This is a genomic window from Coriobacteriia bacterium, from assembly GCA_034370385.1.
Taxonomy (GTDB): domain Bacteria; phylum Actinomycetota; class Coriobacteriia; order Anaerosomatales; family PHET01; genus JAXMKZ01.
Genome location: JAXMKZ010000005.1, coordinates 55,053 through 75,145, shown reverse-complemented (window position 1 = coordinate 75,145; position 20,093 = coordinate 55,053). Strand labels below are relative to the sequence as shown.

Here is a 20,093-nt window from a genome sequence, read left to right as displayed (position 1 = left end):
TCGGTAGTGTCCTTCTCGGAAGAGAATCCGAACGAGGAGGACCCATGTCCGAACTTTCCACAGGTGGCCTGGCGGATGTGCCGGCGCGCAGCCTGCCTGCGGCGAGCGCTGCACCCCGTACCGCCAAGAAGCGGCGCACGCGATGGGCGATCGCAGCGCTGGTGACACTCGTCGTAGTGGTCATCGGATTCGCGGTCTTTCCGATGATCATGCAGGCTGTGAGCCCCGCGCCTGCGCCCGTGGCATCGGCCGTCGTCGAGACCGGGCAGCTCGTGGTCACGGCATCCGCCGACGGCCAGGCCGAACCCGCGGAGTCTGAAGAGATCTACCCGCTGGTCAGCGGCACCGTCACTTCGGTCGAAGTCGCGGTCGGCGACAGCGTCAAGGTCGGCGATGAGCTGTTCACGATCGATGATGAGGAGCTGCAGAGCGCGGTGCGCTCGGCTAAGGCGCAGCTCTCGCAGGCTGATCAGCAGGTCTCCCAGGCCAGGCAACAGGTTGCGCAGGCGAACCAGCAGGTCGCCCAGGCCAATCAGCAGGTTGAGCAGGCGGAGTTCCAGGTGATGCAGGCTGAGCACAAGCTTGATGAACTCGAGAGCCTCACGGGGACTCGGTCCGCGACGACCGCCGAGATCGATGAAGCGGAGAAGAGCGTGGATGTCGCGCGCGCGGGACTCACGAGTGCCAGGTCGGGCCAGAAGAGTGCCAAAGCATCGCAGACCAGCGCACACGCGGGACTCACGAGTGCGCAGACGTCACGGTCGAACGCCTCGCGGAACCACGCTGACGCCCTTGCGGATGTCGATAACGCCGTGGTGGTCGCCCCATCGGACGGAATCGTGACCCAGGTCAACGTGTCCGAAGGAGGCTCCACATCCGGTGGCGGGGCGTCGTCATCCGGCGGTGCATCCACGGCCGCGGCAACGGGCTCGGGCGGTAGCGCCAGCAGCTCCACGGGCTCGTCGGCCGCGGTGGTCATCACCGACACCTCGGAACTGATCGTCTCGGTGGCCGTCAACGAGGTCGACATCGCCGACGTGAAAACCGGCCAGGAGGCGACGGTAACCTTCGATGCTCTCAACGGACTTACGCTGCCCGCCAAGGTGACGTGGGTGTCGCCCAACGCCGTGAATGACGGCACGGTCTCGACCTACGCGGTCGAGCTTGCGCTCGGCGAGCAGGACCCAAAGGTCAGAAGTGGCATGACGGCGACTGCGGACATCGTGACCGTGGTTGTGCCCGACGCGGTCCTCGTGCCGAAGTCGTCGGTGAAGGTGGACGGGACCACGAAGTACGTGACGGTCGTGACGGAAGGAGGATCCACCGAGAAGCGCACGGTCACCACGGGTCCGTCGGACGACACGCAGGTCCAGATCGTGACGGGTCTTCGAGCTGGCGAGCAGATTGCCTCGACGGCCTCATCCAGTGCGCCAGAGGAGCGCAACGGATTCATGCCGCCTGCACCGGGTGGCATGGGCGGCAGCCGGCCTAGCGGAGCCCCAGGGGGCGGCAACTGATGGCTCCGATTCTCGAGGCGCGAAACCTCGTCAAGACCTACGTGACCGGCGATACGGCGACGCGCGCGCTTCGCGGCGTCACCTTCACCGTCGAGCCCGGCGAGTTCGTGGCCATCATGGGACCAAGCGGATCGGGCAAGTCGACGCTCATGAACCTGCTGGGCTTGCTCGACACGCCCACCGCCGGCAACTACCTGATCGAAGGCGTGGATGTCTCGACGCTCGACGACGATGAGCTCGCGGAGGCGCGAAGCCGCTCCATCGGCTTCGTATTCCAGTCGTTCAATCTGCTGCCTCGGGCGACGGTGCGTCGCAACGTGCGTCTGCCCTTGATCTACTCGGAACTACCACCGGCTGATCGTGAAGAGCGTGTGGCCGCGGCACTCGAGGCTGCAGGTATGCCTGAGGAGCTGTGGGACAAGCGCTCGAACCAGCTGTCGGGCGGACAGATGCAGCGCGTGGCCATCGCGCGCGCGCTGGTCAACGACCCCACGCTCATCCTGGCCGACGAACCCACCGGCAACCTGGACACCACGACCGGCGACTTCATCCTCGCCACATTCGAGCAGCTGCGCCAGGCCGGTCGCACCATCGTGCTGATCACCCACGAGGCGACCGTCGCCGCGCACGCCGACCGCACGGTCCACATCCGCGACGGCCTGATCTTCGAGGAGGCGTAGAAGTGCGCGTATCCGACCTCACCGCCGAGACCCTCGGCTCCCTGACCGCGAACCGTTCCCGGTCGCTTCTGACCATACTCGGCATCGTGGTGGGGATCACAGCCGTCATCGTAGGCGTCTCCATCGGCAACGGAACCAAGGCCTCCATCACCGACGAAGTGAGCGCGATCGGCTCCAACCTGCTGACGGTCACGTCGACCGGAGGGGGGGTCGGCGCCCGGCCCCTTTCGGTCGAAGATGCCACCTCGATCGCTGAAGAGATCGCGGGTGTCGCAGCTGTCGCTCCGGTCGCGTCCGGGCAGTACGCCATCGCGGCGGAGTCCAACAACACGAACGTTGCCGTCACCGGAACAACCCCCGAATATGCGAGAGTGCGCAGCATCGAGACGAGCTACGGCGCTTGGCTCGGCGAAGACGATGTCGTGGGCGCGAAACGCGTGGTCGTGCTCGGATCAGGAACGTCCGAGGAACTCTTCGGCGAGGGCTCGATCCCCGTGGGTCAACGTGTACGCATCAACGGGATGCCCTTCACCGTCGTCGGCGTCGCGGCCTCGAAAGGCAGTGGTTTCGGGGGTGGCGACGATGCCGCCTACGTCCCGCTCAAGACCCTGCAGCTCTATCTCACCGGTTCGGACGACCTCAATTCGATCTACGTGGAGGCGGTAAGCCAGGAGCAGATGAGCGCCGCCAAGAGCGCCATCGAGAGTCTGATGCTGTCCCGCCACGATACGAGCAACCCCGATGAGGCCGATTTCGAGGTTTCGTCGCAAGAGGATCTCGCCGAGACGGTTTCGACCATCACATCTCTGATGACGATGCTACTGGGCTCGATAGCGGGGATATCGCTCGTGGTCGGCGGCATCGGGATCATGAACATGATGCTGACCACGGTCACCGAGCGCATCCGCGAGATCGGGCTTCGCAAGGCGATCGGCGCTACCCGCGGCGACATCACTTCGCAGTTCCTGGCCGAGGCGGTGGCCCTGACCGTAGTGGGCGGGCTCGTCGGCATACTTCTCGGCTGGGGTATCGCGGCGGCGATAACCGCGTTTTCGACCCTCAACGCCGTGGTAACGAGCGGCTCGGTCCTGCTGGCGGTGGGAGTATCGACCGCCATCGGAATCATCTTCGGCTACTACCCGGCGCGCCGCGCCGCCAAGCTCGACCCCATCGAGGCGCTGCGCTACCAGTAGCGCGCCTCGGCCTAGAAAGGAGTGCATGAGAATGAATGGACAGACAGGTGCTGCGTTTCCGGGAGGGGGTCCTCCACCGGGCGGCGCGTTCCCCGGCGGGTCAGGCGGGCCGCCGGGGTTCGGCGGTCCGCGCGGTGGCTTGTTCATGCTGCAGCCTTGGCTCCTGGCCGTCGTCGTCATTGTTGGCATCGCCGTCACGGTTGTCGCGTTCTGGCAGATCTACCGCAAGGCGGGCTACTCCGGAGCGCTCGGGCTTCTCATGTTCGTGCCCGTCGTCAACATCGCGGCGATGCTCTGGCTCGCCTTCACCGAATGGCCGGTTATCCGGCAGCTTCGTGAGGCGCGCGCCATCGCTGCGGCGCACATGACCCCTGAAGGCGACGCCTGAGTCCCGATTTCCGTGTCCCGCTTGCATGGGCCGTTCCGAAACACCGGGGTGGCTCCTTCGCGACGGGCGCTACACTGTTGTCTTTCGGCATCAGCTTGGCGCAAGGGAGGACATGTGGACGAGCGGGCGAAACGCATGAGGGTCACGGTGAGCGAGAACGGGCCGTATCTGGTCTCCGGCGATGTGCCGCTCATCCGGGTCGAGATTGCGACGAACGAAGCCGGCGAGTCCGTAGGCTGGCGCGAGGTCGAGCGCATCGACGCACCCTACCGCTACATGCTGTGCCGCTGCGGAGCTTCGGCGAGCAAGCCGTTTTGCGACGGCAGCCACGAGAGTGCAGGATTCGACGGCACCGAGACGGCCGGCCACCTCCCCTTCTCCGAGACGGCCACCGACATCGACGGACCGGGCGTGACCCTTCACGATGCGCGCCAACTGTGTGCCGAGGCGCGCTTCTGCGATCGGGCCGGCGGCCTGTGGAATCTTGTCGGGGAGTGTGCGGACGCCGAGACCCGAGCACTCGCTCGCGAGGAAGCGATGCTGTGCCCCTCGGGCCGCTACGTGTTCTGCGAAGAGGGCGAGGACGAGCCCCACGAGCCCGACCTCGAGGCGTCGATTGCCATCGTCGAAGACCCCGCATTGGGCTTCAGCGGCCCGCTGTGGGTGCGCGGCGGCATTCCGGTGTTCGACTCGAATGGCGAGCCGTACGAAGTCCGCAACCGCGTCACGCTGTGTCGCTGTGGCCACTCGACGAACAAGCCGTTTTGCGATGGCAGCCACTTGAAGGCGGAGTTCCGCGAGTAGCACGTCAGCGAAATGACCGCGGGCTCGCGACGGACCACCAAGCCCTATCTCGACCCGAACCGCTCGGACCGTTGCACTACAATGCACGAAAGTCGGTACGGCGAGTGGGGAACCTTATGTACTGTCCGCAGTGTGGTGTGCAGATTCCAGACGACAGTACGTTCTGCTCCTTCTGTGGGGCTGACCTGCGGATCGGCGGCCCTGAGACGGAGCAGTTCTCGGCCCCCGCCCCCGCCCCCGGCACCGCAACCGCCCACCGCACCTGTGCCGCCTCAGCCGACAGCGGTCATGCCGGTCGCTGCACCGCAACCCGCTGCACCGCAACCCGCTGCAGCCTACCCTGCACCGTCGAGTCCGCAGGCACCCTTGGGCGTGGTCGGCTCGGGCTACGCCAAGGGTCCCGTCGGAGCTCGTCTGTTCGCCTGGATCGCGGACGGGGTCATCGCCGGAGCATTGCTGCCCTTGGTCGTGCTGCTGCTTGTTGCTGCAAGTGCGCGTGAGGAGTTCTCCGTCGTGGGAGCGGTGCTCGCCGTTGTGGCGGGCTTGTGGCAGCTTGCGTACTCGCTGGGCAGAGATGTCTTTGGAGGTGCGGGATTCGGAAAGCGCCTTGCCGGCATCGTGGTGGTCTCCTCGGAAACGGGAGCTCAGGCTTCCGGTGGGAGCACTGTTCTTCGCCAGGTCGTTCTCTACGCGCTGAACACCATCCCGGTCATCGGAAACCTTATCGAGCCCGCTCTGGTGCTCGTCAACAAGGAAGGCAGGCGGCTAGGCGACAAGGCAGCCAAGACCCAGGTCGTACGTGCCGCCGACTTGGCCGCGCGAGGAGTGCCGCTCAAGACGGGCAAGGGCGCCGCGATCGGCGTGCTGGTTGCCGCACTACTGGTGAGTATCGCGGGGAGCGTGGCCGGCGGCGTGGTGCTTGCGCGCTCGGCCGCGGGTGGGGTGGAGGCACTCGAGGGCGCCACGCCTCTTCAGGCGCCTGCCGAGACGCCCGGGACTGAGATCCCCGCAACCGAGACTCCCGGCACCCAGGCCCCCGCCGAATCCGAACCCCAGCCCGACTCCGCGACCGAGGACGAAACCCTGAAGGACCCGCGCAATCCGGAGACCGCCGTGGATGCCGTGGGCAACCTCCTCAACTCTCTGAAGGAGAACGACGTCGACGCGGCTCGGGCTCACGCGACCCGGAACTTCCAAGAGGAGGAGTCCTGGTTCTTCGTCCCCGCGGGCGGTGCGCTCATTCAGTTCGAAGTCGCCAAGGTCTACGAGGACGCCGGGCTCTGGGTCGTCGAGGTCAACGAGGAGTGGAACTCAGGGCCTCAGAAGTCGCGGTACTTCATCATCGTGGAAGACAACACGCCACGCGTCGACAGCGTGGAGTTCCTCCAGTAGCGAAAGGGAGAAGCCGATGAACGACACTGCGCGGTTCTGCTCGAAGTGCGGAACGGGGTTGGCGGAGGGCGCTCAGTTCTGCGCCTCGTGCGGCGGCCCCGTGGCCACCGCGCCCGTCGCGGCCCCGCCCCCGGGGCCTGCCCCGGCCGCGCCGCTCAGCGCGTCGACCGGTGGCGGCGAGCAGGTTCACTCCGTGATCTCCAGCGCCACGGTCAAGGCAGGGTTCATGGGCGTGAAGAGCAAGCAGTACACGATGGTTCTCACTGATCGGCGCGTGGTGTTCGCTCGTATCACCGGGGCGATGATGAAGCAGCTCGTGGCCGATGCGCGGGACGGAGCCAAGGCAGAGGGCAAGGGCTTCTTCGGTCAGTGGGGGGCGCAAATGAGCTCGTACTCCGCCTTCGCGGAGCGCTATCTCGAGATGTCGCCCGATGCGGCGCTGGCCGAGACGGCCGATAACTTCGCCATCGACCGGTCCACCATCACCAAGGCGTCTCTGAAGACCAGCGAAGGCTACGACGAGAACACCTCGACGACCGATCTGCTCATCATCAAGACCACCGGCAAGAAGTACAAGATCATTCTGGGCTCGGGCAAGAGTAAGGCCAAGCAGGCTCTCCTGGCCGCGCGCATGATCTAGATTCGGGCCGAGGAGTCTGCGGCGACGGAGTGCTCCGCGTGGTGCACACTCACCGCGTCGACCACCTGGTCGAAGAGCTCGGGCGAGCAGTGGAGCCGCAGCACCGTCCTCCACGAGTTGTGCAGCGAGATCACGCGCTCCCGGCGGTGGACCACCACGCGTTGGATGCTCGCCCAGGGCAAAAAGAGATGCTCACGCGTCATCGCCAGAGTCCCGGCGCCGGCGGCGGTGGGGTTGCGCGCAAGGAGTCCCACCAGGATGACGAGTTTGTTCATCGAGCGCTCGCGCTTCTCGGCGCGGTACTCCACGCCTTTGGGGCCCACGGTGAACCGCGCACCCTGATAGTTGCCCAGCAGCAGGCTGGTGAGCACGAAGAGGCCCAGCATGATCCCGGCTGTGAGGAAGAAGACCTGGGGCGGCAGGATGATCAGCTCGCGTTCGACGATCAGGCCGCCTACCGCGACGATCACATACATCGCCACGACGGACAGAAGGATGACGCGCAGGAAGTCCCACAGCATGAATCTGCTGGTCAGCAGCGGAATGTTGTAGGTCCATTCGATCTGGTCCGGCCGCGGCTCCTGGCCGGACGTGCCCGCTGTCGTTCGACTGTCCTGCACGAGCCCTCCCTCAGGCGGTAGAAGCCGATCCTTGCCATGGTAGCAGTGCGTCCCCAGGGCGACCGTCTTGGCAGTGCTGGCTCAGGGAGACCTTTCGGGATGTCGACGGTATAGTTGGCGGGAGGGACGGGGAAGGGGGCTTCATGGCTGAGGGTGCTGCGGTGTTCTGCACACGATGCGGAGGCCGCTTTGTGGGCTCCGATAGATTCTGCAGAAGCTGCGGAGAGCCCAGAAGGGCTCCTGCGCCCAGCTCCACGCCCGCTTCCGCCCCAAGCCGGGCCGTGTTGGCCGGCGCGGTACTGCAGACGGTCGCTCCGGCCGCTTCGATGGCTGCGGCGCTCCCGTGGCAGACGGTGATCGCCGGCGAGACGCCTGATCTGCGGGCGATGCTGGCGAGCGCTGCGGTGCCGACCGCGCGCAGGGCGGTTCAGTCCTCACTGCGCAAACCCGGACTCAGGTTGGCGGCCACCACGGCTCTTGATCTTGCTGTCGCGGCGCTGTCCGGCGGTTCGAGTGCGGTCGCTGCTGCAGTTCCTCGCGTTCTGGCGGGTGCGCTCACTGCGACGCTGGCCCTGATCACCGGTTCGAAGGGCGGGGCCTTGCGCACGGTCACCGGGCTGGTGGCGCTGGGGACCGCGCTCGTGCAGGCGGGTTCTCTGCTGTTCACGCTGATCGGGGGCCTTGTCGGCGGAGAGGCGCTCCTGTCCTTGGTGCCCATGGGCGTCGCGACGGCATCGGCGCTCACGATGGCGGTCAAGACGGCGTCGGTGGCGCTGAGGAGGCGGTCGTGATGCGGATTCGAGCTCGCCGCCACGCCGCCGCCCGGAGGGTTGTGGCTGCTCTGACGCTCGCCTTGATCGCGGCCATCCTCGTGATGCCGACGGTCGCGCTTGCGGCCGATACTCTCGTCACCAGCTACGACGCTCCTGACTTTTGGACCGTGGGCAGCAACGATGAGGACTCCTTCTCTGTGAGCGGCGAGTACCAAGGCGCCGACATGATGGAGTGGGGCGGCACGGCAGACATCTTCGTCAGGCTCAAGACCCCCAAGAATCCGTACACGGGCAAGCCGGAGGAGAACTACTTCACCTCGTTTGAGGACTTCGCCACACGTTCGGGGGGATCAGTGACGCTGTACGGGAGCGGTGACCAGGTCGCCGTCCAGGTGGACTACGTTTGGACCGGGGCCAAGAAGACGACCCTAGGAGGTCTTGAAGCCTGGTCGAACATCGGCGTATTCAAGGAGTACGCGAATCCCGATGCTGGCAACTACAGCAACTGGTTCCAGACGGCGTATCAGTACTGGATTCCCACCGAAGACGGCGGCATCTACGTCTCAGGAGGTGGCAACATCGCAAGTGATGAGACTGACGCCAACTTCAACGCGATGGTGAACGACATCGAGTCAGTTCTCGCCTCACTCCGCTTCAACGCCTCGGGCACCACCGCCGGTCCGGCCTTGCCAGGCGGCGACACCTCGCCCTGGCGCACGGTCACCGGTGGCATCGCTGCGGTTGCCGCGGCCGCGATCGCTCTCGCTGGTGCTGCCGCGAGCGCGCGGACCAAGTCCGGCGCCGAGGAGCCCGCGCCCGACCAGCCGGTGGGCTACGTGCTGCAGCTTTCGGCGGGCCGGCTCATCGTGAGCGCGCAGCACGCGGCGCCCTTCTCGGCACAGGCCTTCGCCGTGATGCCGGATGGCAGCTACCGCTCCGCCAGTGACGTGGCGGTCGTCCTGCATGTCCCGGCCGGCGTCGTCGCGCAGCCGCCCACCGCCTACGGCACGCTGTCGACCTCCATCGCGCAGATCGGCGAGGTGGCGCCGGGCGCCGCGATCACCGTCGAGGCGCGTGCGCCGCTGGGCAGCACCACCGCTTCCGTTCCCGTGGCGGTCGCCGGCATGAGCCGCATCGTCGCACGGCTCGAGCCCGCGACTGCGTTGCGCACCCAGGGCGGCCAGGGCACCACGCTGGTGGCGCTGGTCGAGCTTGTGGGCGCCGATGCCGAGAACCCCGCGCTCGATCCGGCGGCCGTGCGCACCACCATCGCGTTCGCCGAGGATTCCGAGTGGCTCGACCTCTCGGCACCCGTCGACTACGAGGGCGGTCGCGCCGTCACGGTGGTTGCCTCCCAGCCCGACTCCACCTCCGTCGCGAAGCCGCCTGAGAGCGCGCTGGTACGCGTGACCGCGCAGGTGGGCGAGCAAATGCTGACCGAGCTCGTCACCGTCGAGCTCGAGCCGCTGCCCGAGATCGACGCGCGCCCGGACAGCGTCACGCTCGCCGCGGACTCGGGCGCCTCGACCGAGGTCAGCGTCTGGATCGCGCCGGACACCGGCACCGCGTGGCGCTTCGACACCGAATGGCGCGAGGGCGCTCGGTTGCTCGCCACCCCCGACATCGTGTCGACCGGTTCCGCGACCGCCACGCTCACGCTCACCGAGAGCGCCGGCGATCGCCTGGATCCGGGTCGCCCGCAGACCGCATCCACGCTCGTCGTGGTCGCGACCGCCGACGGTTACGAACCGCTCCGCCGAGAGGTGCAGGTCATCGTCACGCAGGAGGGCGTGTTCGTCGACCGCGCCAACATCGACCCGTCCACGGGCGCGTTCGCGCTCAAGGCCGACGGCAGCGCCACCCCCGTCAACATCGACCTGCGGGTGTTCGTGCGCGATGCGGCCACCGGCGAGATAACCCCCGACATTGGCCTCGCACAGTCCGCGGTCATCGAGCCCGGCGGCGATGAGTCCTCGGCGGGGCACGCGGCACTCAAGGCCGGCGGGTTCACGATCGAGCCCGCCGGGGTGCGACCCGCCAACGTTCCCAGCGCGACCTTCCGAGCAGCCATCGAACGCGAGCTCCCCACCGGTCCCGACCCGCTGTCCGCCGCGCTGCGCGTCACCGTGCCCGGTCATGACGCAACGCAGTTCTCGGCAATCGTGCCGCTGCGCTTGCTGGGCGTGAACACCGAGCCCTTCTCGGCAGCGTGGGAGGTCGAGCGCGACGGGTGCCTCAATGTAATCGGCACCTTCGTGCCGCCGGAGCACCGCGAGCGGCTCTACGCACTGGTCAACGAGCATTCGCTCACCATGGGCGCCGAGGGCCTGTTCCTGATGCGCACGAGCCTGTGGAGCTTCGCGCACGACCAGATCATGCTCCAGAAGCACGAGCACCTGGACGCCGCGTGGTGGTACGAGCAGATCGAGAACACGCTCGAATGGGTTTCATGGTGCGGCGACATCGCGTTGGGTGTGGCGAGCGGCGCGTATCTGGGCGTGGTGGGCTCAGTGGCCATCGGGATGCTCAAGCCGGTGCTGGTCTCGGCGATGGAGGCGTGGCTGCGCGGCGACTCGCTCGAAGACTGGCTGTGGTCGCAGTCCTCGCTGCTGACCGGTTCGCTGGAAGGCGCACTGACCGATCCGGACTTCCTCACCAAGCTCTCGGGCGAGAAGAAGGCCATCGGGTGGGCGCTGTTCATCGCCTACGCCTTCGCCAAGGAGCTCTACAACGAGCCCAACCTGTCGGTCACCAACGCGATGAAGCGCGTGGGCCAGCAGCTGCGCGACGAGGGCCTCATCCGCTTCCTGCAAAAGATCGCGGGGATGAAGGGCGCGAAGACGCCCGACGGTGCGAAGCCTGCGGCCGGGCCGGATGCGGCCACCAAGCCCGCCGGCCCCGATGCCACCAAGCCCGCTGGCCCGGACGCGACCAAGCCCGCACCGGACGCGCCGCCCAAGCAGCCCGGCGCCGACGGCCCCGAGAAGCCCGCTGCGGAGAAGCCCGCTGCCGAGAAGCCTGCCGCGGACGCTGACGCCAAGAAGCCCGCACCCAAGAAGCCCAAGGGCACGCCGGCGGAACGCGCCGCCAAGCTCGCTGAAGACCTTGCGGCCAAGACCGCCGATGGCGGCAAGGTCGACCGCGCCACCGTGGAGAAGATCCTGCGCGACCCCGACGCGATGCGCGAGCTCAAGAAGCGCCACCCGGACCTGTGGAAGAAGATGCACGAGACCCGCGCGGAGATCTACGAGGGGCACGACCGCAAGCTTGAGCAGTGGGTGGCTGAGAACGTGCCCGAGGCCAACGGCAAGAAGATCGAGGTCGAGAGCTTCGGCACCCCTGATGGTGTGGACCGCGACTACCGCGTGGGCTACGTCTCCACCGACCCTGTGACCGGACAGCGCCGCTTCATCGAGCTGAAGAAGGAGAAGTGGGCGGCCGAGTCACACCGCATCTTCGCCGCGGAGACCGGCGGTCCCACCGACCCCAAAGGAGCGGCCAAGTGGGCCAAGGACCACCAGCAGCTCGCGACCGACCAGTACCACGCCGAGGCGAGCGTCGACATGGCCGATCAGGGCACGGTCTACAACGAGAAGACCGGCAAGTGGGAGAAGACGCAGATCACACCAAACGTCGACATGGTCAAGGCCGGCAAGTCCACGCTGCTCGACCCCGACGGCTTGGGCAAGACCTACGAGACCAAGATCGTCGCTTCCTACAACGAAGGCAACGTCCTCGACGCGTACAAGCAAGCCGACAAGGCCGTCCACTCGCTCGAAGGTGTGGGCGACGGCTACGCCAAGCAGGGCTACGGCGTGAAGGATCCGCCCCCCAATCTCAAGGCGGGCATGGACGTCATCAAGGACGTGCAGTCGGGCAAGCTCACCACCGAGGCGGCCGAGGCCAGGCTCAAGGACCTCGAGTACAGGGGCGGTCTACCCGACTTCATGGAGAAGGTCTCCGGACAGTTCGCGAGCTTCAAGTGGGCGCGCAAGGCGTAGTACGGGCGACGAGGATCGTAGCCACATGAGGCGACGTGCGGGGGCTCTCCGCACGAACGCTACGCCTTCGCCCGCCACCAGCCGACGTTGTCGCGCACGTAGAACTCAATCGCGCCGCGGCCGAGCATCTCGCCGAGGAAGCCCTTGACCGTGGTGACCGCCAGCCAGTACTGCGCCGGGTTGTCTGACAGGCCGCACTTCGCCGAGACCAGCGCGATCGCCTCCTCGGTGGTGCGCTCCTGTGCGAGCTTGGCGAGCAGGAAGTGTTCGATCTCGGTGATGCGCTCGATGTGGTGGGCGATGTGCTCGGACGCTTCTTGTTTGCTGCACGGCACGCCGTGTCCCGGCACGAGGATTTCGAAGTCGAGGGCATCGATGCGGCGAACCGATTCCGCCACCATGTGCGGGTCGATCGCGTAGGGGAGTGGGTGGCGCTCCCACAAAGCGCGCTGGTAGAGTGCGTCGCCGCTGAAGAGCACTCCGTCTGCGGTGAGCACGCCGATGTGCCCTAGCGTGTGTCCCGCAAGTGGAACCACGCGAGCGCGGTCATCCGCCCACTCTTCTGCGAGCCCATCCACCGGGCACGGCGTGCCCATGAACAGCTTGCTGATGAGCTGGTCTCCCGGCCGAGCCCACGAGAACATGCCCCGAATGTTCACCTCGGGGTTTTCCACGAGCCGGGCGTCGTCGCGTGCGGCTATCACCCGCGCGCCCAGGCCTCGCACGACGGCGCCTGTCGAGAAGTGGTCGGCGTGTCCGTGTGTCACGACAAGCGTGTCGAGAGTGGCTTCCCGGTACGGCTCGCACTCGGCGCCCGTGTCGATCACGAGGCCGTCGGTGTAGCCGGAGTTCGTCAGCCCGGGGATGTACCAGGTCTCACCGGCGAGCCGAATCGCCCCCTGCGGCTTCACTCGTCGGCCTCGCCGGGCAGCACGTCGAGGTCGAGCGTGCTCATGTCGCGAAACGCCACAGCGACCTCAGAGGGCTCGATGCCCGGGTCGGCGGCCAGCGCTGCGCGGATGGCCGCGACGCAGGCGGCCTTGAGCTCGGGCGTGCGGCCCTCGTACAGCGCGATGTCGATGACCGTGTAGCGCACGGTGCGGCACGCTGGGGCATCGACGTGACTTGCGGGAGTCTCGACAACACGCAGATGGATGCGACCGTCAGCCACGCCGAGCGAGGAGGTGATCGAGGCTCGCGTCCCACGCAAGATGGCGTGGACGTGCTCGGGTGTCTGTGGGCCCGTGATATCGATGCGGACGATGGGCACGAGAGGTCCTTTCGCGCGAGGAGATTCTTTGCGCTCCATGGTACTCCTCGGCACGCTAGTCGCTACGCGCTTTGCCACGGGCGCACGCCCGAGGGCGCGATAGGGCGCACCGCCGACTGAGGAGGTGATCTAGCGTTGAGTAAACACACCATCGCTGCGCTAGTCCGGTCCACCGCGAGTCGAGCGGAGGCCGGTACCGCCTAGACGGCGGCGCATCGGCAGGGACGGTCCTGCTCATGCGACGGTCCACCGACGAGTACGTGACGCGTCGCTGTCCGCAGCGATGAAGGAAGAGGGTCGCCCCTGCAGTTGGGGCGGCCCTCTTCGCGTATCTGTCCTCAATGTCAATGACTATTTGGAACTGCATTTGGCAGCGAAGGGTCTATCAAGCGGTTGGCTTGACGATGCTACTCACAGTTGGCCCAGAAGCGCCAAGTGGTGGGTGGCATCCAGTTCCCCGCCGGGTCACGCACTCCGTCGATCAGTACCCTGACCTCGCAGCTCGGGTAGTCGGCATCCGGTATCCAGGTCCACGTTCGAGTCGCGGGATTGTATGCCTCAGCACCCGCGTAGTTCAGCCAGTTCGGGCCATCGGGATACTGCACGTAGACCCCGCCGTCCTCGAACTCCACGGCCTCAGAGAAGGTGATACTGACCGGCTGGCGAAGGCTCGAGGCCGTTGCATCATTTAGGGGAACGCTGGAGAGCACTGTAGGCGGTGTTCGGTCAATCACGAACGGGCCCATCGATGACGCGGCAGACCAGTTGCCGGCTCTGTCCACGGTTCGGAGATTGAAGTACCAGAATCCATCGCTCAGCGCCTGCGTGGTCGATGTGAGCGTTGTGTCTATCGTGGCGTCTGGAGAACCCGCGGATCCCGAGGTCCACGACGTGGAGTAACCAGCGACTCCTGACGCGCCATCAATTGCCCCCGCGAAGCCCATGCTGACTGACGCGGCGTTGGTTGGAGAGGAAACAGCGGTCCCGGCAGTAAACGGCGGGTTCACGGGTGCGAGCGGATCCACTTTGAACGGTGCGCTCTTGACCGGCTCGCTGTTGCCCGCGAGATCGGTTGAGTAGTAGTACAAGCGGTTCTCCCCTGATGGGGCGGTTGTCGTGGTGCCTGCACTGAACCCCGGGCCGTCGACAGTGGGGGTCGTCGTGCCCCACGCCAGCTTCGTGAAGCCCGGCTCATCCGCCGCCAGCGTTACAAGCGGCGGAGTTCGATACCAGCCCTCCAGCCCATCGGGTGGCGGAACAGAGAGCGATGTGGTGGGTGCGACTCTCTCCCGCAGGCTGAACGGAGCTCCAGAGGCTACGACGGGCTGACCCTCCACATCGAGAATGAGCAGGTCAGCTACGTTCACTGCGTAAGTTACGCCTTGGACGAGAGGGGTCGTCGTGAGTCGGACAGTACGGGCGTCGGGAAGGAGCTGCGCGTCGAGCACCTGCGTGCCGGTCGGTTCCAGTGAGAAGTCCGTTGGCTGCACCGTTGCCGGGTCGATGGTGACGGTCTCAGCCTGGCTTTCAGGTGCGTTCTGAGCGCGTAGCAAGGCAGGCGACGCTGCTGCTGCCCCCGCTGGCATTGAGCGGAATATTTTCACCCGCGGGTACAGAAGCGTTGACCACAGCGTCGCAGGACCGAACCCCCAGGACTTCCGCATTCCGAAGAATTCGAGTTGTCCTCCCCATGTCATTTCGATCCCGGCGCGCAGTTTGAACGCTGGGCTCCAGGCCGAGTTGCCGTCTAGGCGCAGGAACGCGCGAGGCTCCGCGTAAGGTCCCGCCACGTCGTAGAACATCGCGTCCATGCGCACGCCAGCCCACCCCTTGGCGTATCCGGTCAGGGACCCGGTCGGGAGCTGGAAGTTGCAGCTGTTGGTGCTCGAGGAAAGCGATGTGCCGCCCCTCTCGTAGTGCCAAGCATACCCAGCGCTTGCGTTGAAGCTCTGGGTGACTTGAACGCTGCCCGACACCCCCAAAGCGCCCTGGACTCCGACGGTTGGAGTCATGCCGAACGTTATGACGACCGGCACGAAGCCGATTGGGAAGGCCGCACTTGCCAGTTTGATGCGCCCTAGGTCCTTCGTGCGCTCCATAGTCCATGCGCCCGTCCACAGGATCTTGAGGTTCAGGGCCTCATTGAAGTGCGTGACGAACGATGCGCTCTCCAGCCCGAATCCTGTGGGAATGCGCGTTTCGTAGAACGCTTGGCGAAACTCCGGACCCCACCAGTGCCAACGTACGAGCTGGGGGTACCCGACGCGCTCTGTTCTCCATGAGGTCACACCCCAGCTGGCGTTGACTGCGATCTGAATCCCGACCGTGAGATTGCCTTCAGTCCACACGCGAGCAGCAGTGCTCTTGTAGAGCTCCTGATTGAGCGGAACACCGCGCGACCAACCGATCTTGGTCTTCATCGGGTCGCCGATCTGACCCGCAGGCACTCCCGCAGCTACTGAATCCGAGGACTCACCACTGATGGCCTCGAGTCCAGAGAACTCGACATCGACGTGTGTATCATCCACGACCCGCGCCTCTTTGACAGCGAAGGCACCCGGCAAGCGACCCAGTTCTCCAGCTTCCCCCATCTTCACGTCGAGGGAACCTTTCTTGATAACATCTCCCAGGTTTGCGGCCGTTGTGACCACGGATACCAGAGCCCCCGCGCTCTCGATATTCACCACTCGCTTGAGGTAGCCGTACGGCGCGGCATCCGTCGGGCCCGAGACCAGAACGTCCGCCACCTCGATGCCGGAAAGGTCCGTGCCGCTGTTGAAGTAAAGCGTCCGCGCGTCCGGTGAGATGCTGGCCAGATCGCTGTTCAGCGCCTCCTTCACGACCTTCACGTCGTCTTTGAACAGGGTCTGCCCTGCCTCCTTCAGGTCGGACAGCTGTGCGTTCGGAATCGAGTTGCTGCTTCCGACAAGCCACACCGATTTCATCGATGAACAATGGGACTCGATGAAGTCATAGGTGGACTGTGGAACTGCTGAACCTGCAGACGGAATCAACATGCCGCGCTTGCGTGCCGCCAGTGTTGCCGCGACGTAGAGATCCGAGTTGTTCGAAGCAGCTGCTATAGCCGTGTTTGCGTATGACAAGCCCTGCGCGAATCCCATCTCGCCCAGTTGAGCCGCCGAATCATAGACGCTGGTGCCCGACACCCGCATCACTCTCGAATCGTCGATGCCGGCAGCGGACTTGATCGCCTCAGCCTGAGGTGTGGTGATGGATGACGGGCCGCCGATCAGAATCGCTTGGTTCGGTTTCCGAGCCTCGAGGAAGCGCCGAGTGTCGGTGGCTAGGGTCGCTGTGCCCGAGTAGAGAATCGGCATGCCGAACTTCGTCGCCATCGGAACAGCCGCAGCTCCCCACGCGACGGACTTGGCGTTCACGACGAATACCGCCGGGACTGCTCCTCTCCGGGCGCGGATCTGCTCGGCGACGAGACGTGCGGTTGCTGAGGAGCTGGCCGCACCCAGGCGCTTCGTGGTCCGGATTCCCGCCTTCTTGAGTGCTGTCGTCACGCTCTTCGGGACGCGTTTCGTATCACCTACCACGAGGGCGGTTCTGGCGCCCAGCCGACGGATCTCGCCACTGACTGAACGCGACAGGGTCTTCCCGTCGGTCAGCAGCAGCGGAGCCGAGTACACGCCTGCGAGCGGTGCGGCAACGAGCTGATCCAGCGCCGACGATGAAGATGCGATAACGACATACGGGGACTTCGACCAGCCGCGCTTCGATACCGCCACAGAACTGCCGCTGGGGCCGGAGCCCGTCAGACGAACATAGTTCTGCGAGAGCGTGGTGGGTTCGACGGTCGAAGCCGAGACGATTCCTGGGGTGGTTGCGAGTGCTATCGGGACGCCTGTGGCCAGCATCGAGACCGCGACGGACAGGCTGACTATCCTCGAAAACCAGCGAGCGTAACGCATCGCAACTCCTCCCACGGAAGGAGCGCACCCCCATATGGTCACTAGGGCCTTCGCATCGGCTTGCGCCGGCAGTGCCCGGAGTGATACAGCCGCCCCCCTGGCGGCTGAGAGCGCGCCCAAGTGCAGGACGCCGCACCGGGAGTCTCCCCAGACTCCCCTCGATGCGAACGATACGCCTAGATACAGGTCGGGTCCAGCCGCTCTCCAGGCCACAATCGGGGGTGGCCCTCTTCGCGTTGTGCCTTCACTCCGCTAGGGTAGAAGCCCGTGTGCAGGGCGCAGGCGAGCCGCCCCGACGTATCGGCGAATCCGACCGAGGAGGTTCTTCGTGGCGAAGGTTCTCGTGGTCTACGCGACCAAGTGTGGGACATGCGGCGAAATAGCCGAGGAAGTGGCGAAGATCATTCGCGAGGCGGGTGCCGAGGTCGACGTGGTGCGAGCGTCGAAGGCGCCGAAGCTCGCCGGATACGACGCGGTCGTTCTGGGGACCGCCATCCGCATGTTCAAGCCCCTGGGCGAGATGCGACGGTTCGTCAGTTCGCGCCGTTCCGAGCTCACCTCGAAGCGGGTGGCGGTCTTCTCGGTGGGCCTGGCCCCCAAGGATGACACGCCGGAGGCCGAGGCCGAGGCAACGAAGTTCATCGCCCCGCTTGTCGAAGCGGTGAAACCGGTGATTGTGGCCAAGTTCGCCGGCGCCATCATCCCCGAGCGGCTGTCGTTCCCCTTCAACCGCGCGGCCGCCGACCCGAATGGTGCCATGGCGGCGGGGGATTATCGCGACTGGGATGCGATAAGAGCGTGGGCGGTCGAGGCGGCCGACGCCCTCGGTGTCAGCTCGAGGGGAGCGGGCACCTGAGCGTGGTTACGCGATCGGGTGGCGCCGTACCGGTCACCGGAAGATATCTTCGAGGGCGAGTCTGCCGCGATATGCGGCCCTACTCCGTGGTCGCGACGAGCTTCCAGGTCCGTTCCTCGACAAGCGGCCGGAGTTCTTCCGTCCGCATCTTGTAGTACGACTTCCCCAAGACGCGGATCACGGTCGGGTAGCTGAAGTTGAAGAACGGGAGGTGGTCTTCCCCCTCGCGCGCTCCGACTAGAAGCTTGAGCTCCTTCGCAGAGAACTTCTGGTAGGCGAATGCCTTGAAGTAGGCCTGCGACTGGCCGCTGCCGCGCACCTCCATGCGCTCGCCGGACAGGCGCACGACGAACGTCGGCGGCTTCGCGTACTCCGGCGGTAGTCGATGCAGCACGAGGAAGCACGTTCCATCCTTGTGCTTGAGGCCTGCCTCAACTCGTACGGCGGTGCCCTCAGGATCCTTATCGGTCCGCATGAAAAGCGCCATTGCAAGTATCCTTTGTCGGGGGAATCCTTGGTGCGGGCGCATTGTAGCGCGTGCGCAGATAGGCGTCAGCGAAAGACATCCCCGCATCACTCGCACGCCACTAAACCGCCCGCCATGAGCGCGAGCACCAGACAGGCGGCGAGCGTCAGCCGCAGGCGCCCGGGGCGCAGCAGGGGGAAGCGGGTGACTGGCTGGGATCGAAGTCCTGAGGCGCCTCCACCTCACCGGAGTCGCGGCTCTTCAGGATGCACGTGGTGTCCACACCCAGCGGATCGCCGAACTCGTGGAACGCCTTCGTGCGGCAGCCACGACAGATGCGGGAGTACTCGCACTCATCGTCAGAACACCAGCCCTTGGCGTCCGCTGCGTCGAAGACGAACAGCTCCTTGACCGCGTCGGCCAGTGTCATCTCGCGGATGTTGCCGATCACCCAATCCTGTGCGAACTGGCAGGGCATGATGCCGCCCTCGGAGTTGATGTTCATGTGACCCTTGCCGACGGGGCACGCCGAGATGATCTTGAGGCGCTCAAGACCCTTGGTCACGTCCATGCCGCGGGCTTCGAAACGCTGGGCCAGATAGGGGATCATCGACGGCAGCGCGCCGATGTCGTACTCGAGCGTCACGTCAGGGTCGATCATGTCGTCGACGATTCCCTCGGCGATCACCTTCCACTGCGCAACGCTTACACGCGCGTCCTCTTCGCCCTCGCTGCGTCCGCTCGTGATGAGATCGCACAGGTAGATGAGGCCGCAGTCGAGCTCCTTGGCCTTGGCGATGATGTGGGGGATGAAGGGGAGAGTGTCTTTCGAGACGGCGCTCTTGAGCGCGACGCCGACGCCTTCCTCGCGCAGGATCTTGATGGCCTCGACGACCTTGGCGTGGGTCCCGGGAACGCCGACCATCTTGTCGTGGAAGGGCGGAGGACCGTAGAGCGAGGTCGCGATCCAGTCCACACCGAGGGTCTTGAGCCGCTTGGCCGCCTCGCGATCGATCAGCGTGGCGTTGGTGGAGACGACGACATGCATGTTTCCCGCGCGCGCGTGCTCGAGGATTTCCCAGAAGTTCTTGCGCATCATCGGCTCGCCGCCGCTCATGAACAGGACCGGCACGCCCGAGTCGACCATCTGGTCGACTATCGCGATGGCCTCTTCATCGGTGAGCTGCTCAGGCGCCGCGTGCCCGGTGGCGGCCATGTAGCAGTGGTCGCACAGCAGGTTGCAGCGGTTGGTGATGTTCCAGATGACCTCACTGGGTCGGCCGAGCTGGACGGCCAACTGCGCCTTGTCCTCGACCTCGGTGAGGGGACCGTCGAAGAAGAGCGAGCGTACATGTGCCATCAGAGTGCCTCCTGGGCTGGGTGCCCCACCGGGTGGGATACTGCGTCACACTGTCAAGTGTACGCAAGCAGATAGCCAATGTAACCGAATGTAACAACTATGACCTGCTGCTCGGTGAACGGCGGTCGGTCGCGCGAGTGGCTTCGCCCCGGGGGATGGGGTCCAGGCTTCGGCGGGCGGCGTGAGCTCATGTGA

The 20,093-nt window shown here is 65.7% G+C and carries 16 protein-coding genes; 10 read left to right on the top strand and 6 right to left on the bottom strand.

Features of this window, described 5'->3' with window-relative positions; all coding sequences use genetic code 11:
* Nucleotides 1-44: 44 nt before the first annotated feature.
* The 7 genes from U1E26_01355 (at nt 45) to U1E26_01325 (ending at nt 6,614) form a co-directional block, all read left to right on the top strand.
* On the top strand, nt 45-1,517 hold the full coding sequence (locus U1E26_01355) for an HlyD family efflux transporter periplasmic adaptor subunit (GenBank protein MDZ4168290.1): 1,473 nt from the start codon (nt 45-47) through the stop codon (nt 1,515-1,517).
* A complete protein-coding gene (locus U1E26_01350; protein ID MDZ4168289.1) occupies nt 1,517-2,197 on the top strand; it encodes an ABC transporter ATP-binding protein in 681 nt (226 codons plus the stop codon). The genes U1E26_01355 and U1E26_01350 overlap by 1 nt, the downstream gene beginning before the upstream one ends.
* Nucleotides 2,198-2,199: 2 nt before the next feature.
* Complete coding sequence (locus U1E26_01345) at nt 2,200-3,390, top strand: ABC transporter permease (GenBank protein MDZ4168288.1); 1,191 nt, start codon at nt 2,200-2,202, stop codon at nt 3,388-3,390.
* 31 nt (nt 3,391-3,421) lie between these two features.
* Nucleotides 3,422-3,778 carry a hypothetical protein gene (locus U1E26_01340; protein MDZ4168287.1) on the top strand — a complete coding sequence of 119 codons (357 nt, stop codon included), beginning with the start codon at nt 3,422-3,424 and terminating at the stop codon, nt 3,776-3,778.
* 114 nt (nt 3,779-3,892) lie between these two features.
* Nucleotides 3,893-4,582 (top strand): CDGSH iron-sulfur domain-containing protein, encoded by a 690-nt coding sequence (locus U1E26_01335; protein ID MDZ4168286.1) that lies wholly within the window; start codon nt 3,893-3,895, stop codon nt 4,580-4,582.
* A 288-nt stretch (nt 4,583-4,870) separates the two neighbouring features.
* Complete coding sequence (locus U1E26_01330; GenBank protein ID MDZ4168285.1) at nt 4,871-5,974, top strand: RDD family protein; 1,104 nt, start codon at nt 4,871-4,873, stop codon at nt 5,972-5,974.
* Between the two features lie 16 nt (nt 5,975-5,990).
* Entirely contained in the window at nt 5,991-6,614 is a 624-nt protein-coding gene (locus U1E26_01325; protein MDZ4168284.1) for a zinc ribbon domain-containing protein, read from the top strand.
* On the opposite strand, the gene U1E26_01320 is transcribed toward U1E26_01325, so the two are convergent.
* The gene (locus U1E26_01320; GenBank protein MDZ4168283.1) at nt 6,611-7,234 is read right to left on the bottom strand and encodes a hypothetical protein; all 624 of its coding nucleotides are present in this window, start codon (nt 7,232-7,234) and stop codon (nt 6,611-6,613) included. The genes U1E26_01325 and U1E26_01320 overlap by 4 nt on opposite strands.
* A gap of 143 nt (nt 7,235-7,377) precedes the next feature.
* Between U1E26_01320 and U1E26_01315 the strand changes: the two genes are divergently transcribed.
* Together U1E26_01315 and U1E26_01310 are read left to right on the top strand one after the other, a co-directional pair.
* A complete protein-coding gene (locus tag U1E26_01315) occupies nt 7,378-8,025 on the top strand; it encodes a hypothetical protein (GenBank protein MDZ4168282.1) in 648 nt (215 codons plus the stop codon).
* Complete coding sequence (locus U1E26_01310; GenBank protein ID MDZ4168281.1) at nt 8,022-12,008, top strand: hypothetical protein; 3,987 nt, start codon at nt 8,022-8,024, stop codon at nt 12,006-12,008. The genes U1E26_01315 and U1E26_01310 overlap by 4 nt, the downstream gene beginning before the upstream one ends.
* A 59-nt stretch (nt 12,009-12,067) precedes the next feature.
* Here the strand turns inward: U1E26_01310 and U1E26_01305 are convergent, their stop codons facing one another.
* From U1E26_01305 to U1E26_01295, 3 genes are all read right to left on the bottom strand, one after another.
* A complete protein-coding gene (locus U1E26_01305; protein MDZ4168280.1) occupies nt 12,068-12,919 on the bottom strand; it encodes an MBL fold metallo-hydrolase in 852 nt (283 codons plus the stop codon).
* Nucleotides 12,916-13,278: a tautomerase family protein gene (locus U1E26_01300; protein MDZ4168279.1), complete on the bottom strand. Its 363-nt coding sequence runs from the start codon at nt 13,276-13,278 to the stop codon at nt 12,916-12,918. The genes U1E26_01305 and U1E26_01300 overlap by 4 nt, the downstream gene beginning before the upstream one ends.
* Before the next feature lie 407 nt (nt 13,279-13,685).
* Nucleotides 13,686-17,216: a cell wall-binding repeat-containing protein gene (locus U1E26_01295; protein MDZ4168278.1), complete on the bottom strand. Its 3,531-nt coding sequence runs from the start codon at nt 17,214-17,216 to the stop codon at nt 13,686-13,688.
* 328 nt (nt 17,217-17,544) lie between these two features.
* Here U1E26_01295 and U1E26_01290 point away from each other — a divergent pair, with 328 nt between their 5' ends.
* Nucleotides 17,545-18,072: a flavodoxin domain-containing protein gene (locus tag U1E26_01290; GenBank protein ID MDZ4168277.1), complete on the top strand. Its 528-nt coding sequence runs from the start codon at nt 17,545-17,547 to the stop codon at nt 18,070-18,072.
* Between the two features lie 79 nt (nt 18,073-18,151).
* Here U1E26_01290 and U1E26_01285 read toward each other — a convergent pair whose 3' ends face one another.
* Nucleotides 18,152-18,559, bottom strand: coding sequence for a hypothetical protein (locus U1E26_01285; protein ID MDZ4168276.1), 408 nt, complete (start codon nt 18,557-18,559; stop codon nt 18,152-18,154).
* Between the two features lie 145 nt (nt 18,560-18,704).
* Nucleotides 18,705-19,898, bottom strand: coding sequence for a radical SAM protein (locus U1E26_01280; protein ID MDZ4168275.1), 1,194 nt, complete (start codon nt 19,896-19,898; stop codon nt 18,705-18,707).
* Nucleotides 19,899-20,093 lie beyond the last annotated feature (195 nt).

Bases quoted from the DNA above. Each gene is read 5' to 3' on its own strand.
- U1E26_01355 (MDZ4168290.1), top strand. From the start codon at position 45: ATGTCCGAACTTTCCACAGGTGGCCTGGCGGATGTGCCGGCGCGCAGC.
- U1E26_01350 (MDZ4168289.1), top strand. From the start codon at position 1,517: ATGGCTCCGATTCTCGAGGCGCGAAACCTCGTCAAGACCTACGTGACC.
- U1E26_01340 (MDZ4168287.1), top strand. From the start codon at position 3,422: ATGAATGGACAGACAGGTGCTGCGTTTCCGGGAGGGGGTCCTCCACCG.
- U1E26_01330 (MDZ4168285.1), top strand. From the start codon at position 4,871: ATGCCGGTCGCTGCACCGCAACCCGCTGCACCGCAACCCGCTGCAGCC.
- U1E26_01325 (MDZ4168284.1), top strand. From the start codon at position 5,991: ATGAACGACACTGCGCGGTTCTGCTCGAAGTGCGGAACGGGGTTGGCG.
- U1E26_01315 (MDZ4168282.1), top strand. From the start codon at position 7,378: ATGGCTGAGGGTGCTGCGGTGTTCTGCACACGATGCGGAGGCCGCTTT.
- U1E26_01295 (MDZ4168278.1), bottom strand. From the start codon at position 17,216: ATGCGTTACGCTCGCTGGTTTTCGAGGATAGTCAGCCTGTCCGTCGCG.
- U1E26_01285 (MDZ4168276.1), bottom strand. From the start codon at position 18,559: ATGGCGCTTTTCATGCGGACCGATAAGGATCCTGAGGGCACCGCCGTA.
- U1E26_01280 (MDZ4168275.1), bottom strand. From the start codon at position 19,898: ATGGCACATGTACGCTCGCTCTTCTTCGACGGTCCCCTCACCGAGGTC.